Source organism: Candidatus Desulfosporosinus nitrosoreducens, assembly GCF_030954495.1.
Taxonomy (GTDB): Bacteria; Bacillota; Desulfitobacteriia; order Desulfitobacteriales; family Desulfitobacteriaceae; genus Desulfosporosinus; species Desulfosporosinus nitrosoreducens.
This window is the reverse complement of record NZ_JAVHUW010000073.1, coordinates 35265-50555: the sequence shown is the minus strand read 5'-3', so window position 1 is coordinate 50555 and position 15291 is coordinate 35265. Positions and strand designations below refer to the sequence as shown.

Annotated in this window: 15 protein-coding genes; all 15 read left to right on the top strand. The window is 48.0% G+C overall.

Annotation, left to right across the window (positions count from 1 at the left end; translation table 11 throughout):
• The first annotated feature begins 2 nt into the window (after nt 1–2).
• The gene (gene mraY / locus REC12_RS21175) at nt 3–1004 is read left to right on the top strand and encodes a phospho-N-acetylmuramoyl-pentapeptide-transferase (RefSeq protein WP_308897789.1); all 1002 of its coding nucleotides are present in this window, start codon (nt 3–5) and stop codon (nt 1002–1004) included.
• A gap of 170 nt (nt 1005–1174) precedes the next feature.
• A complete protein-coding gene (gene murD, locus REC12_RS21170; protein ID WP_374214237.1) occupies nt 1175–2545 on the top strand; it encodes a UDP-N-acetylmuramoyl-L-alanine--D-glutamate ligase in 1371 nt (456 codons plus the stop codon).
• Between the two features lie 14 nt (nt 2546–2559).
• The gene (ftsW, locus tag REC12_RS21165; protein ID WP_308897788.1) at nt 2560–3654 is read left to right on the top strand and encodes a putative lipid II flippase FtsW; all 1095 of its coding nucleotides are present in this window, start codon (nt 2560–2562) and stop codon (nt 3652–3654) included.
• Between the two features lie 16 nt (nt 3655–3670).
• Complete coding sequence (gene murG, locus REC12_RS21160) at nt 3671–4780, top strand: undecaprenyldiphospho-muramoylpentapeptide beta-N-acetylglucosaminyltransferase (RefSeq protein WP_308897915.1); 1110 nt, start codon at nt 3671–3673, stop codon at nt 4778–4780.
• A gap of 118 nt (nt 4781–4898) precedes the next feature.
• Nucleotides 4899–5744, top strand: coding sequence for a hypothetical protein (locus REC12_RS21155; protein WP_308897786.1), 846 nt, complete (start codon nt 4899–4901; stop codon nt 5742–5744).
• Complete coding sequence (gene murB, locus REC12_RS21150) at nt 5659–6558, top strand: UDP-N-acetylmuramate dehydrogenase (RefSeq protein WP_308897785.1); 900 nt, start codon at nt 5659–5661, stop codon at nt 6556–6558. Before REC12_RS21155 ends, murB begins: the two co-directional genes overlap by 86 nt.
• A 24-nt stretch (nt 6559–6582) precedes the next feature.
• On the top strand, nt 6583–7851 hold the full coding sequence (gene murA / locus REC12_RS21145) for a UDP-N-acetylglucosamine 1-carboxyvinyltransferase (protein WP_308897784.1): 1269 nt from the start codon (nt 6583–6585) through the stop codon (nt 7849–7851).
• A 112-nt stretch (nt 7852–7963) separates the two neighbouring features.
• Entirely contained in the window at nt 7964–8689 is a 726-nt protein-coding gene (locus REC12_RS21140) for a cell division protein FtsQ/DivIB (protein ID WP_308897783.1), read from the top strand.
• Between the two features lie 21 nt (nt 8690–8710).
• Entirely contained in the window at nt 8711–9040 is a 330-nt protein-coding gene (locus REC12_RS21135) for a small basic family protein (protein WP_308897782.1), read from the top strand.
• 250 nt (nt 9041–9290) lie between these two features.
• On the top strand, nt 9291–10352 hold the full coding sequence (gene ftsZ / locus REC12_RS21130) for a cell division protein FtsZ (RefSeq protein WP_308897781.1): 1062 nt from the start codon (nt 9291–9293) through the stop codon (nt 10350–10352).
• A 371-nt stretch (nt 10353–10723) separates the two neighbouring features.
• Nucleotides 10724–12103, top strand: coding sequence for a methyl-accepting chemotaxis protein (locus REC12_RS21125; RefSeq protein ID WP_374214236.1), 1380 nt, complete (start codon nt 10724–10726; stop codon nt 12101–12103).
• A gap of 202 nt (nt 12104–12305) precedes the next feature.
• Entirely contained in the window at nt 12306–13223 is a 918-nt protein-coding gene (locus REC12_RS21120) for a sigma-E processing peptidase SpoIIGA (RefSeq protein WP_308897778.1), read from the top strand.
• Nucleotides 13224–13949 (top strand): RNA polymerase sporulation sigma factor SigE, encoded by a 726-nt coding sequence (sigE, locus tag REC12_RS21115; RefSeq protein WP_308897777.1) that lies wholly within the window; start codon nt 13224–13226, stop codon nt 13947–13949.
• A gap of 57 nt (nt 13950–14006) precedes the next feature.
• Entirely contained in the window at nt 14007–14780 is a 774-nt protein-coding gene (sigG, locus tag REC12_RS21110) for an RNA polymerase sporulation sigma factor SigG (RefSeq protein ID WP_308897776.1), read from the top strand.
• A gap of 130 nt (nt 14781–14910) precedes the next feature.
• Nucleotides 14911–15189 carry a YlmC/YmxH family sporulation protein gene (locus tag REC12_RS21105; protein ID WP_308897775.1) on the top strand — a complete coding sequence of 93 codons (279 nt, stop codon included), beginning with the start codon at nt 14911–14913 and terminating at the stop codon, nt 15187–15189.
• Nucleotides 15190–15291 lie beyond the last annotated feature (102 nt).

Genomic DNA, 15291 nt, shown 5'->3' with positions numbered 1-15291 from the left:
GCATGTCAGAGCGTTTGATCATGGCTGGGGGTTTAGCCCTAATTATCACATTACTCTTGGGACCTTTTTTGATACCTGTCTTAAGGATTCTGAAGTTTGGGCAAACAGTCCGGGATGACGGTCCTAAGAGGCATTTGCAAAAGGCCGGTACCCCAACCATGGGTGGGATAATTTTTCTCGTAGGAATTATTGTCAGCGCGCTGTTTTCCGCGGAACAACCTACCTCTCTCGAAATGGTGACCCTTGTTGGCATTACCTTGGGTTTTGGCTTGATTGGCTTTATCGATGACTTTATTAAAGTTGTCATGCACCGCTCCTTAGGGCTTCGTGCTTATCAAAAACTTATCGGACAATTTGGTTTAGCTTTTGTGCTGATGTGGATATCGGTTCGCTGGTTAGGCAGAGGGACGGATATTTCAATTCCCTTTACCTCGCTGCATTGGGAATTAGGCTGGTTTTACTATATTTTCACAGCGCTGATTATTGTCGTCATGACGAATGCCGTAAATCTGACCGACGGCCTTGACGGTCTGGCCGCGGGAAGCTCGGCAATTGCCGGGATAGGCTACATCGTCATTGCTTTGATGGCGGCGATCCAAGGAGTGGCCGTTCTGGCCCATGAGACGGATATGGCTGTTTTCGCCGCCGCTTTAGCCGGTGGCTGTCTGGGATTCTTGCGTTTTAATATCCACCCCGCGCGCGTGTTTATGGGGGATACAGGATCGCTGGCTTTAGGCGGAGCCCTGGCTAGTCTGGCGGTCCTTACGAAAAGCGAAGTGGTTCTCATTATCGTCGGAGGGTTATTTGCTGTGGAAGCGCTTTCGGTTATCCTTCAGGTGGCTTCCTTTCAAACAACCGGAAAGCGGATTTTTCGCATGAGTCCGCTCCATCATCACTTTGAACTTGGCGGTTGGAGCGAATGGAAAGTAGTCCTTGTTTTTTGGACAGTGGCTTTGGCTTGTGCCCTTCTGGGAATCGTTGCTTATATGCCCACCTTGAGTTAGACGAGTTGCGGGGAGAGGTTTTTAGTTTACATCGTGCCGGTTCGAGACGAGAATGGGGCTATGCCCGGCTATTTTGGAACGTTTTGAGATGAATCTTCAGAAATAATAAGGAAAAAATGTCTTAGAAAGCTGCTTATAACACAAATATTTGCAACGGAGGAATACACAAGGTGGAATGGATAAATAAACGGGTTTTGGTTATTGGTGCGGGCTTAAGCGGGCAGGCGGCCGTGCGCAAGCTTCAGCGTTTGGGGGCTGAAGTTTACCTTACAGACCGCAAGCCGTTGGCAGAGTTGGCAGGCGTCGATAAGATGAATCTAGATCAAAAGCATTTATTGGTTGGCTGTGTGCCGGATTACGCGGTGATTAATCCTGAGCTGCTGGTTTTGTCACCGGGGGTATCTCCGCAACTGCCCCTTGTGCAAAAAGCTCTCAGCCAAAAGGTTGAGGTTTGGAGCGAGGTTGAGTTGGCAATGTTTAATTGCCCTGCCCTTTGTGTGGGGGTCACTGGGACCAATGGCAAAACGACAACGACATCCTTGATCGGCGAGTTGGCGAAGCGAACAGGCCGTCCGACGGTTGTGGCCGGAAACATTGGAGTTGCTTTGAGTGGTCAGGTTGAGGGCCTGAGTGAAAACAGCATAGTCGTTGCGGAGCTGTCGAGCTTTCAGTTGGAATTCATTCATAAACTTCGTGTTCATGTTGCCGTCTTACTGAATCTCACTCCGGACCATCTGGATCGACACGGTTCGCTTGAAGCTTATCTTGAGGCCAAAGCTCGAATTTTCGAGAATCAACAGGCTGGAGATCTGGCAATTTTGAACTGGGATGACCCTTATGTACGCGGGTTAGGCGCGAATTTAAAAGGTCAAGTCTTGTATTTTAGCCCCACGTCCTTTCTGGAGAAGGGGATAAGTTTGCACCAGGGTAGCATCGTCTACGCTGAAAAGGGGAAGATTATTCCGATTGTGTCCCGCAAGAATCTTCAATTGCGCGGAGCACACAATTTAGAGAATGTTATGGCGGCCGCGGCGGCGGCCAAAGCTTTTGGCCTTTCCTGGACTGAGATCGCTGAAGGATTGGCCGAGTTTCCGGGAGTAGAACACAGGGAAGAAATTGTAGGGACTTTTGACGGAGTTTTGTTTGTAAATGATTCCAAGGGGACAAACACGGATGCGGCGACTAAAGCCCTGTTGGCTTTTGAAGAACCCTTGGTCTTAATCGCCGGTGGCAAAAATAAAGGACTCGATTTTCATGAATTTATGAAGGTTGTCCGGGAGAGGGTCAAAAGTTTGATCTTATTGGGGATGGCGGCCGCTGAAATGGAACAGGCGGCAAGGGATGAAGGCGTAGAAAGGATCATCCGGGCAGAGAGCTTTGCCGACGGCGTAGAGCAGGCAATTGCCGAGGCGGTGCCGGGGGACGTGGTTTTGCTTTCTCCTGCTTGTACAAGTTGGGATATGTTTAAAAGTTATGAGGAAAGAGGGGAATTGTTTAAGGAGTTAGTGCGTAGGCATTATAGGGAACCCATTGAACAATAAAGGGGGAACTCTATGTGCGAAGGTATCACCGACCGGATTTGGTCTTGTTGGGCACGATTCTGGCCTTGCTGGGGATAGGTTTTATTATGGTCTACAGTTCAAGCGCCGTACGAGGGTACATTCAATTTGACGATCCGTATCATTTTCTCAAAGCGGAAACTATTTGGGTGTTCCTTGGCCTTTTGGCTATGTTCGTCAGTTATAGGGTTGATTTGCAAATGCTGCGCCGCTTTGCCAAGCCGGCACTGTACACCGCCATTGTCTTATTAGTGGCGGTAAAAGTTCCGGGCCTGGGCCGAAGAGTGAATGGCGCCGATCGTTGGATTGGGCTGGGGCCTTTGTCCATACAACCTTCTGAAGTGATCAAGCTGTCGATGGTCCTGGTGATGGCACATATCCTGGCCTTAAACCCCCATAAAATTCGATCCTTTCGCAAAGGTGTCATCCCTGTCCTTGGCTTGCTGGGAGTGGTTGCAGGCTTGATTATGCTCCAACCTGACCTGGGAACAACTTTGGTGATCGCCGGCACGACCTTTTTTATGCTCATTGCCGCCGGCGCAAGAACTGCGCATATTCTAGGCCTAGGCGGGAGCGGGCTGGGTTTAGTTGTAGCGGCGATTGCCGCAGCCCCTTACCGTATGCGCCGAATTTTTGCTTTTCTTGACCCCTGGGCAGACCCTTTAGGAAACGGCTATCAAACAATTCAGGCATTGCTGGCTTTAGGACCGGGAGGGTTGTTTGGCTTGGGTTTGGGGCAAAGCCGCCAGAAGTTCCTGTATTTGCCGGAAAATCACACGGATTTTATCTTTGCCATGATTGGAGAAGAACTGGGGTTTGTCGGAGCGACATTAGTTGTCATGCTTTTTTTCCTTTTTGCCTGGAGAGGATTTCGGGTGGCTATGAGAACACAGGACCCTTTTTCAGGTTTGCTGGCTGTGGGGCTAACGGCTATGATATCCATTCAGGCCATGATCAATATGGGCGTAGTGAGTGGAGTTTTACCGGTAACCGGGATTACCTTGCCGTTTATTAGTTATGGGGGCACATCCCTTGTTTTTACAATGCTGGGTGTTGGAGTCTTACTTAGAGTTTCTCGGGAAATTAGGTAAGGAAGGGGTAAACACGGTGCGAGTGATGCTGACAGGCGGAGGAACCGGCGGGCATATTTATCCGGCTTTGGCCATTGCTAAAGGGATATTGGCTAGGAACCCCGAAACCAAAATCCTCTACGTGGGAGTCCGTGATGGAATGGAAGCCCGTTTGGTTCCGGAGGCGGGAATAGAATTTGCCGGGATTTCCGGTAAAGGTTTGCCGCGCAAATTGAGTTTGGATACAGTTAAAGTTTTGGCTGAAAGTTGTAAAGCTCTTTGGCAGACGAAGCAATTGCTGCGCAATTTTCATCCGGATTTGGTTGTGGGAACCGGAGGGTATGTATCAGGGCCTGTTGTTTTAACGGCCGCCCTCTTTAATATTCCGACAATGCTTCATGAGCAAAACGCTTTGCCGGGGATAACCAATCGGCTTTTGGCCCGGGTCGTACGGCGGGTGATGGTCACATTTCCGGAAAGCATAGCCCGTTTTGGAGTGAAAAAGAAATTAGAATTAGTGGGTCTGCCGGTTCGCCCGGACATTGGCCAAGTCACCCGCAGCAGCGGAGCCAGGCATTTTGGACTGCTGCCGGATCGCTTAACCTTACTTGTTACCGGCGGAAGCCGGGGGGCCAGGACGTTGAACCAGTCGATGCCTGCAGTATTGGAGCGTCTTGGACACCGTCCCGATATTCAAGTGATTTGGGCTACGGGCAAAGCAACTTATCAGGAAACTATCGCGCAATTAGAAGAGAGAGGGATATCCCGGAAAAATCCTCACTGGCGGGTTATGGAGTATTTGCAGGATATGCCGGAAGCTCTGGCTTGCTCAGACCTTTTTATTGGCCGGGCGGGAGCGGCTTCCCTGGCTGAAATACAAGTCGCGGGGGTTCCGAGTCTTTTAGTTCCTTATCCTTTTGCGGCAGAAAATCATCAGGAACATAATGCTCAGGCAATGGTACAAGCCGGCGCGGCGCGTTTGATTCTCGATGGAGAATTAAATGGAGAAAGACTTTGGCAGGAGATTGAGGAATTAATCTCCAATCCTTCTCTTTTAAAAGAAATGGGGATTGCTGCCCGCGCTTTAGCCCAGCCTCAGGCTTTAAATAAAATAGTGGACCTTTGCTGGGCCACTGCCTGGCGGTAGTTAGCTCTTCGCTTACAAATAGCCGGATATTAAGATAGCGGATCTCGGGCCTCGATTATCACACCTTCTCGCTTCTGTGCATACCATATGGCAGAAAATAAGAAGAGGAGTGAGTAGGGTGTGGCCAAGGCGAAAAGTGATGCTCGTTGCAGCTTCTGGAGTCCCCGGGATTGAAGGGGTTCGTGCTCTTCTAAAGGAATTGGATCTCGATTATTCCGAGGTCGACCCGGCACTGGAAAATTTCAACCCTGTACCCGAAACATCTTGGTGGGAAACTCCGTTTAATGATGGGTATGAAGCGGCAAACCCGTTTACGGAAGGAATCCTTTGGTCTGATGTCGACCAAGACCTTTGGTCTGCTCAGGTCTTAGCACAGAAAATTCCGCTGCAATCCGTAACATCGTTTTTACATAATGTTTTAGAAGATGAAATCGTTATAAGTCTCCCGGCAGAGACAGCTTTTATGGGGGATTGTCCTCTGACCGGCCACATTTTAAAGGCGGCCGGATTTGAACCCTCAATTCTCTGGCAAACTACTGAAGGAACGTGGAAATGTGAAAGAGGTCTGGGTTTAATTTGGATTTTGCCGGAGACTTGGCTGGCGGAATTCACAGCGGAACATACAATGGGAAGAGCGGCGAAAACCGGCGCCAATGCGCGTTGGGAGCTTCGCGAATGGGGGATTGACTTTTATAGCGGAGATGGGAAGACTTATATAGGTCACTTGCCCCGCTGGCCGAATTTGGCGGAAGAGCCGTCGGCTGCCGACGCTATTGCTCAATGTCTCAATTTGGGGGTTTCCTGGCTCGACGTCAAGTCAGCCCTGGCTTCGGTTTGGACTGAAAGTATAATGACGGATAATTTGAGGTGGAACAATCATGGTTTTGGATGGAATACCGGGGCGTGTGGAGAAAAATTACCCTCTGAAGCAGTTGACCACGTGGAAGATTGGTGGAACTGCTGAGCTGGCCTATTGGCCCCGGACCTTGCGGGATTTAAGGGCAGCACGTCAGCGTGCTGCAGCCGCTAAAGTTCCGGTTTGGCTCGTGGGCAAAGGTTCAAATCTTTTATTGCCGGATGAAGGGCTGCCCGGAATAACCCTGGTAACGACACAAATGCGCTCAATTCATTGGGAGGATTGCACTGTCCGGGTGGAAGCGGGCTATCCTCTGGCCCGTCTGGCCCAGGAAGCCGGAGAGCGCGGCTGGAGCGGCTTGGAGTTTGCCCGGGGAATTCCCGGTTCCGTTGGAGGGGCAGTGATTATGAACGCCGGTGCTCATGGCGGTGAAATAGCTTCATTGCTGGAACGAGTTTCCGCCCTAACCCCAGACGGAACAATCCGGACCTTTGAGAGAAGGGAAATAGAGTTCGGCTATCGTTCTTGCTCTTTACGCGGTAAGGTCTGGATTGCGGAAGCTTGCCTAAGGTTTTTCCCCGGTGACCGCGCCAAAATTCTGCACACCATGCAAGAAAATCTAAAACGGAGATCCTTGAATCAGCCATTGGAAGTTCCCAATGCCGGGAGTGTTTTCCGCAACCCGCCCGGTGATTCGGCAGGACGGCTAATAGAAGCTGCCGGTTGGAAAGGAAAAAGCATTGGGGGGGCGCAAGTTTCCGACAAGCACGCCAATTTCATCATCAATACCGGGGAAGCTAAAGCTTCTGACGTTCTTGCTTTAATCGCGGAGATCCAAAAAGATGTTCAACAAAAGTATGGGTTGGCTTTGCAGACTGAAATAGAGTATCTGGGAGGAAATGAAAACCAAGCCACTAAGTAGTGACACCGAGGAGGAGATAGAATTATGGCTATGGATCGCTATGTCATTACGGGAAAACAAACCTTGGAAGGAACTATTCGGGTAAGCGGAGCGAAAAACTCTTCCCTTCCTTTGCTGGCGGCGACCCTGCTTGTTGAGGGAACTTCCACTCTTTTGGAGATCCCCGCTCTGGCAGATATTACCCACATGATCGAAGTTCTTGAGCACCTTGGCTGCAAAGCAACACGTCAGAACGAAGGCTTACTTATTGATGCGGCAGCTCTGGAATTTTGTGACGTCGATGAAGGGCTGATGCGGCAGATGCGCGCTTCCAATCTGATTTTAGGTCCGCTGTTGGCCCGCTACGGGCGGGTGAAGATTTCCCGACCGGGGGGATGTGCCATCGGTTCCCGCCCGATGGATCAACATATTAAAGGGCTGCAGCAGCTTGGAGTAAAAGTCAAGGAGAGGCATGGGTATATTGAGGCTTGGGCGGACCATTTAGAAGGGGCGGAAGTATATCTCGATGTTCCCAGTGTGGGAGCTACCGAAAATATCATGATGGCGGCCGCTCTGGCCAAAGGCACGACTGTGATAAGAAATGCTGCGCGCGAGCCGGAAATTGTCGATTTGCAAAATTTCTTAAACAAAATGGGAGCGAAAGTGCGCGGCGCAGGGATGGACGTCTTGAGAATTGACGGAGTTGAAGCTCTTCACCCGACAGAACATACGGTGATTCCGGATCGGATTGAAGCGGGTACGCATATGATTGCCGCAGTCATGACCGGAGGAGATGTGACGGTGGAAAATGTTGTGCCGGAACATTTAGAGCCCGTCATTGCCAAACTGCGTCAGGTGGGCGCCAAAATTACGCTTTTAGATGAAGCGGTACGTGTCCAACAGAAAGGTAAAATTGCCGGCATAGATCTGAAGACCATGCCTTACCCGGGGTTCCCCACGGATATGCAGCCTCAGTTTATGGCCATGCTGGCCTGTGCGGAGGGAACCAGTATTATCACGGAAACCATTTTTGAAAATCGCTTTCAGCATGTGGATGAACTGTGCCGGATGGGAGCTCAGATCAAGGTCGAGGGCAGAACCGCCGTTGTTAGGGGGATAGAAACCCTGGAAGGAGCTTTTGTTGAGGCTACGGATCTTAGGGCTGGGGCGGCGCTCTTTTTAGCTGCTTTGGCGGCCGACGAAGCTACTGTCCTGGAAAGAGTAGATTATATTGATCGCGGTTATGAGAATTTAGAAGAGAAGTATCGTCATTTAGGTGCAAAACTTCTGCGGGTCACCCGTAAAGGGCAATAACGTTAGAGAATTCCCGAGAAAAACTGGGATTTTTGTCAGGAAAAAATTTTAAAAAAGGCATGACAGAATAGGTTTGTTTTCGTTATACTTGGAACGAGGAGGAAAGACCTAAATGCCATCCAAGAATACGAATGCATCCTTCCTTTATTTGGCAGCCTTGACCATTTTGCTTGCACTGGGTTTAGCCTTGTTCCTTCGCTCCAGTGCTTTTATTATTCAGCACATTACTGTTCAAGGACTAACGATTATTCCGGAAAATGAAATTCTGAAATTAGCTAATGGGGTTCAGGGGCAGAATATTTTGCTTTTTGACCAGGAAGACCTTAAACATAAAATTTCTCTGCATCCGCTTGTTCAAGACGTGCGGTTTAAGCGAATGCTGCCCCACACTCTGGTTATTCAAGTCACTGAAAGGACCCCAGTCGCTCTCGTTGTCGTGCCAAAAGGAGTATTGGAGGTAGATGCCCAGGGAACTTTTTTACGGAGGTCAGAGAGTTGGCCGAAAACAGATTATCCGGTAATTACGGGAATTACCGTGGCGGATACAATTGGGCCTGGTCAGAACCTCAGCAATCCTTCCCTCACAGCGGCGCTTAATTTATTGGGACAAGCTCCCAAGGAATTATTAGGACAGATTGGAGAGCTTCACGTCAATGAGATCCAGCAGATGACTCTGTATTTGACCAGCGGCGTGGAAGTTCGTTTGGGGCAGGCTAAAGAATGGAAAGATAAATTAAATGCACTTCTGCAATTGATCAGCGACAAAGAGTATAAATCATTTCAACAAGGGGTACGCTATATTGATTTCACAGCGGCGAAACCGGTTATCGGCCGCTGAGTCGGGGAGGATTCTGAAAAGATGTGGTTACCGCTACTGGGCTTAGTGTTAGGATTGGCTATCGGGTATATTAGTCCCTTTTCTGTCCCTATAGAATATTCCAAGTACTTTTCTGTAGGGATTTTAGCCGCTTTAGATTCTGTCTTAGGCGGTATTCGCTCTGCTCAAGAAGACCATTTTGACAGCACGGTGTTTTTGAGCGGGTTTTTCAGCAATATGCTTTTAGCGGCAGCTCTGGCCTATGTCGGGGATCGCATTGGTGTCGACCTTTATTTAGCTGCCATTGTAGCTTTTGGTGTTCGTTTATTCAACAATTTAGGAAGCATTCGGCGTCACCTGTTAAAAAAGTAGCTCAGCTCTAAAATAAACAAAGAGTTATTCACCTTGCTGAAAGTTTTTATTTTAAAAAAAAGGGATAATGCCTGAACGTATAGAATTTCTAGTTGATACGGTATTTTAAACTATTCGGCGCTAAAACTGTTCAATTAGGATGTCTGTTTTTGCACTTTTGGCAGTGAACGTGCATTATTGTCAAAAGGAAATCATAACGAGCCTGAGCTTAAGAGTTGCAGGCATAATGAAGCGAGGGGGTTAAGCCTAGATGCTAGAATTTGAAACTGACTTAGACCAAATTGCCGAGATTAGGGTAATTGGGGTCGGTGGTGGTGGAAACAATGCGGTTAACCGGATGATTACCGCTGGGCTACAAGGGGTAAATTTCGTAACAGTCAACACGGATTCGCAGGCTTTACAGCTTTCTCGCGCCAGTCAAAAGGTTCAAATTGGGATTAAGCTGACTAAAGGTCTTGGGGCGGGTGCAAATCCTGAAATAGGTGCCAAAGCGGCAGAAGAAAGCCGCGAAGAACTGGCTAAGGCTCTTAAGGGCGCGGATATGGTCTTCGTTACCGCCGGTATGGGCGGCGGTACCGGCACAGGCGGAGCGCCTATCGTTGCCGAAGTTGCCAAGGAAATGGGTGCTCTGACCGTCGGTGTCGTGACACGTCCCTTTACCTTTGAAGGGCGTAAAAGGGCGATGCAAGCTGAAAAAGGGATTGCCGAACTTAAAAGCAAAGTGGATACGCTGATCACTATACCAAATGACCGTTTGCTGCAGGTTGTGGACAAGCACACAACAATCCACGAGGCTTTTCGCATAGCCGACGATGTCTTGCGGCAAGGGGTACAAGGGATTTCAGATTTGATCGCGGTGCCGGGTCTGATCAATCTGGACTTTGCGGATGTTAAAACGATTATGTCCAATACCGGTTCAGCATTGATGGGGATCGGACAGGCAACGGGAGAAAACCGAGCCGTCGATGCAGCTCGCAAAGCTATTTCCAGCCCTTTGCTGGAAACTTCAATTGAGGGAGCAAAGGGAGTATTGCTGAACATCACAGGCGGAATTAACCTCACACTTTTTGAAGTGAATGAAGCCGCCGGAATTATTGCGGATGCGGCCGATCCCGAAGCTAACATTATCTTCGGCGCCGTCATCGATGAGAGCCTTAAGGAAGAATTAAGAGTTACCGTAATTGCCACGGGCTTTGACCAGCAGTGGTCCGGTTTTTCAGGTGCGCCAAAGGGTCCTGAAGCAACGGTTATTAAACCCGTAACCAAAGAAGTGGACATTGATATTCCGGAATTTTTGAGACGTCGGAGATAACCTGAATTAATACACTGGAACAATAGCGGCATCCCTCGCTTCACCTGGATCGTGAAGGGGGATGCTTTTTTGCTGGGAATTAAGCGCTGTCTTCTGTGCAACAGCAATTAAAGTGCAAGAAGCACTGATATTACCATAGGTTTATTAGATTACAGACTAATTGAACTGTTAAGTGAAATAAGACGATTCCTCAAAGAAAAGAGGGAATCGTGAAGAACTTGAGAAAATAGTGTATAATTAATTTAAGTGGGATGAGAACGTTCAAGCAGAATTTTAATGGATAAAGGATTTGAGGCATTCTCAATTTCCTGGAATTTTCCGGATACAGATTAAGGAAAGTTCTCACACTTACTTAATTTATATCTTAAAGGATGTGCAATATGGGGTTATTTAAAAACGAGAATGCCCAAGTTCCTCTTCAGAATTCTGAATGTGAAAAGATGTATCATTCTCTGACTGAAGCTGACTTTACCAGGCCTCTTGAAGTAGACCTTGCTCCGGCAAGTCCGCTCCTGCCCATAGTAGAGTCACTCAATCGGGTTATTGCGGAAAGTCAAGCGACGGTGGCGACTTCTTTGGGAGAGATTAATAGCTCACTGCAGCGTTTGACAGGTATGACTTCCATACGCCAAATGCTGCTTAAGATCAAAGAACAAACCGATCAGTTGGCAAACCTTGCGGCCCAGTCGGAAGAACTGGGTGCCTCATCGAATCAAGTTGCCCGATCGGCGACTAATTCTGCCAGCTTTGTGGAACAAGCGACGACGGCTGCTGTGTCCGGCGGAGAGAAAATTCATGAAGCGATTCTTTTCGTAGAGCGTTCTTTTGACGAGTTTACGTCCGTGAGTCAACAGGTTCAAGATGTGCTCACCTCCATGCGCGACATAGAAAAAATTGTAGGTGTTATTGCGGGTGTGGCTGATCAAACAAATTTATTGGCCTTGAACGCGGCCATTGAAGCGGCGCGGGCAGGAGAACAAGGCCGGGGATTTGCCGTGGTTGCGGATGAAGTCCGCAAACTTGCCGAACATACTAAAACATCCGTTTCAGATATCCGCCATAAAATTACAGGCTTAAGTCAGAACTCCCTGGAGACTAACCAAAAGATTGTGACACTCTCGCAGACGATGTACAATGGCAAAACTATCATGCAGGAAGCAGCCTCGTCTCTAGAGGGTATCATTGAAAACTTCAATTCCATTACTGAGGATATCCAGAACATTGCCGCGAGCAGTCAGGAGCAGAGCGCTGCGGTTCAAGAAGCTGCCAGCAGCGTGTCTACGGTGGCTTTGGCTGCAGAGACGGTTGAGGAAATTGCCAAGGTAACGGGACAGGGAATTTATGATCTTAGTTTAGATCTGCAGAAAATCCGTGGGGATCAAATTGGCAAAGTGTCCGAGTTGTCAAACCGCCAAGCCTTGGAATTGTATAAAACGGACCATCTTTTATGGACCTGGCGGATTTATAATTTGCTGTTAGGTTTTGAGCATTTGACGGCAAAGGAAGTTGGCACTCATAAAGAATGTCGTTTGGGACAATGGGTCGAAAGCAATAAATCGGAACACTGCCGCTCTTTAGCTGCTTTTAGACAATTAGAAGCCCCTCATAAACAGGTCCATGACTTTGCCCGGGAAGCGGCCCTAGCCATTGAACAGGGTAATAGGACCAAGGCGGAAAAGCTGCTGGAACAGATGGCTCAGGCATCCCGGGAGGTTGTCGAGATATTGGACCAACTGCAGCGAGAATGTTAATAGCCAACTGAAAACTTATTATTTTGAACCTGTCAGGTATTTAACCATCCTGAACAGGTTTTCTTTATTTTTCCATACACAAAATAACTACACTACTCGCACTCATTCTCCTAAAAAATACCATCTGAAACCACGGAAAGCGACAGGTTTTCCGCCTGTGCTAGGCTATAATTTTTAGTATAGATCTGGAAAGGATGCGTCGATGAGCGGAGCTGTGACTTATCTCGATTTGGATATGCTTGTGAATGGGGTTATGGATGCCTTGCTTCTCCTTCTAATTGGGCGCCTAATCCATCTGCCGGTTAAGCTGAGGAGAATTTTCGCCGGTGCTCTTATTGGAGAAATTCCAGTCATCTTAGTCTGTTATTCCGGTCCTCCCTGGACAACGCTGAGCAAATGGGCTATCCCCCTGTTGATGGTCATTGCAGCTTTCCCAACTCGAAATCTGAACACCTTTCTTAAAGTCTTTATAGGTTTTTGGCTTCTTTCAGCCGGATTAGGAGGGTTTGTTTATGCTTTATGGGGGTGGATGCAATTTGACAGGGGGCAAAGCTATGTCCTGTTTAGGCTGGTAAAAAAAACCTTTTGGCTTCTGCCGCTGTCGGTTTTGCTGTGGTGGTTTCTGCAAAAGCGCTGGCAGCAATGGCAAGCCGGCAGGGCGCAGCTAGTAAAAAGTATTTACAATTTAGAAATCGATTTTGATGGCCAAGGACAAAGGACAGTCAGCTTAAAGGCCTTGCTGGACACGGGAAACCAGCTGAGAGACCCTCTGAATGGGAACCCGGTTTTACTGGTGGAAGAGCAGGCTGCCGCCACCTCAATACCTAGTGACGTACAGTTCTTTTTCAAGATTCCCTGGAAAGAAAGTAAAGACCCCAGGCTTTTGTTGTGGAAGGATAATCCCGGTTTAATAAAACGGCTTGTTTTTATCCCTTTTCAAACCATTGATCGTCAGAGCTGGCTGTTAGGGATCAGACCTGAGCGCATCACCTGTTTTGATGAGAAGGGACCTCGCCATATCCATGCAACGGTGGCTCTTATCGGGCAAGTGTTAAGTTCAGAGGGTGAATATCAAGCGTTACTGCACCCAGAACTTGTGCAGAAAGGTGGAGATGAATAATTGAAGTGGTGGAGTAATGTTCACAATACAGTAAGCCGTCTTTGGCTTATGTTTCGCCGGAAGTTTTTTTCAGTAGGCGGGATTTATTACGTTGGGAGCAGTGAGGCTTTGCCGCCGCCTTTGAATTCGGATGAAGAAGGGGTACTGCTGGAACGTTTGGAAATGGGCGATCTTTCGATCAGAGACATCTTAATCGAACGGAACCTGCGGCTCGTAGTCTATATTGCCCGCAAATTTGAAAATACGGGGATCGGGATTGAGGATCTTGTTTCCATAGGAACGATTGGCTTGATTAAGGCAGTTAACACGTTTGACCCTCAGAAAAAAATTAAATTAGCGACCTATGCTTCCCGCTGCATTGAAAATGAGATTTTGATGTATCTTAGACGTAATAACAAAACCCGTTCTGAGGTGTCCTTTGACGAGCCGCTGAATATTGACTGGGATGGCAATGAATTGCTGTTATCCGACGTTTTAGGCACGGAAAACGATGTAATCTCCAAACCAATCGAAGAGCAGGTTGACCGGCAGCTGCTGCATTTGGCTATGGGCAGGTTAACAAATCGGGAAAAGGTTATTATGGAGCTGAGATTTGGCTTGGATAACGGAGTTGAGAAAACGCAAAAAGAGGTTGCGGATCGCTTGGGTATCTCACAATCCTACATTTCAAGGCTCGAAAAAAGAATAATACGCAGATTACGTAAAGAATTTTGTCGTTTAGAATAAGTAAAAGTCTGAGCGGGCATACTTCTCAACAGAATTGGCTGGGGAGGTGCTCTTAATTTGGCATTAAATAAAGTTGAAATCTGTGGCGTGAACACCTCGAAGTTACCTGTGTTATCCAGTGCGAAAATGAAAGAGCTGTTTGTGATTTATCAAGCTGGGGACCGCAGTGCAAGGGACAAATTGATTCACGGGAATCTCCGCCTCGTGCTCAGTGTTATTCAGAGGTTCACGAATCGGGGAGAGTATGTTGACGATCTGTTTCAGGTTGGGTGTATTGGCTTGATGAAGGCGATAGACAATTTTGATCTCGGTCAAAACGTTAAGTTTTCAACGTATGCTGTGCCTATGATCATTGGAGAAATTCGCCGCTATTTGCGGGACAATAACCCCATTAGAGTGAGCCGGTCTCTGAGGGACATAGCTTACAAAGCCCTGCAAGTAAGAGATCAGTTAGTGGGAGAATGTTCCCGGGAACCAACGGTCTCTGAGATCGCCAATAAACTGTCTCTTCCCAGGGAAGACGTTATTTTTGCCTTGGATGCGATACAAGAACCTATTTCTTTGTTTGAGCCGATTTATCACGATGGAGGGGACCCGATCTTTGTTATGGATCAAATAGGAGATGATAAACAGTCCGACACCGGATGGGTTGAGGGACTTGCGGTTCGCGAAGCGCTTCGGCGCCTGAGTGAGCGGGAAAAGCTTATTTTGTCCTTAAGGTTCTTTAATGGGAAAACTCAGATGGAAGTCGCCGATGAGATAGGAATATCACAAGCTCAAGTTTCCCGTCTGGAAAAGGCGGCCATGCAGCATATGCGAAAATATGTGTAAAGCGTAGGCTATTTTCAGACCTTCCCTCATATGATGAAGAGATGACAGATAAAGAACGAGGACAGTCCGCAGTTAAGTCGAGCTGGTACCTCGAACTCTGAACCTCGAACCTCGATTAGGGGGGCTGGCTATGAGAATCTCAGATTTGCGCTTATTGGATGTTGTCAATGTGAAAGATGGCCGACGATTAGGGCCGATAAAAGATCTTGATTTGGATCTCGAAAAGGGTGTGGTCAAAGGTCTGGTTGTGCCGGGTCCCACACGAAGCAGTTGGGGGCTTTTCGGAAGCGGCAGACCGGAGGATTTCCTCATTCCCTGGGATCGTGTTAAGAAAATCGGCGTGGATGTCATTTTAGTAGACGCCAACGATCTGCCGGAATTCCATTTGGACAATGACGATCGGCGCTAAGAGTACGTAAGGTTGCCAATAGGCATAAGTTCATGCTTCTTCAAGAACATGAGCTTATGCTTTATTTATTAATCAGAGTAGGACTAATGGCAGGTTTGTTCT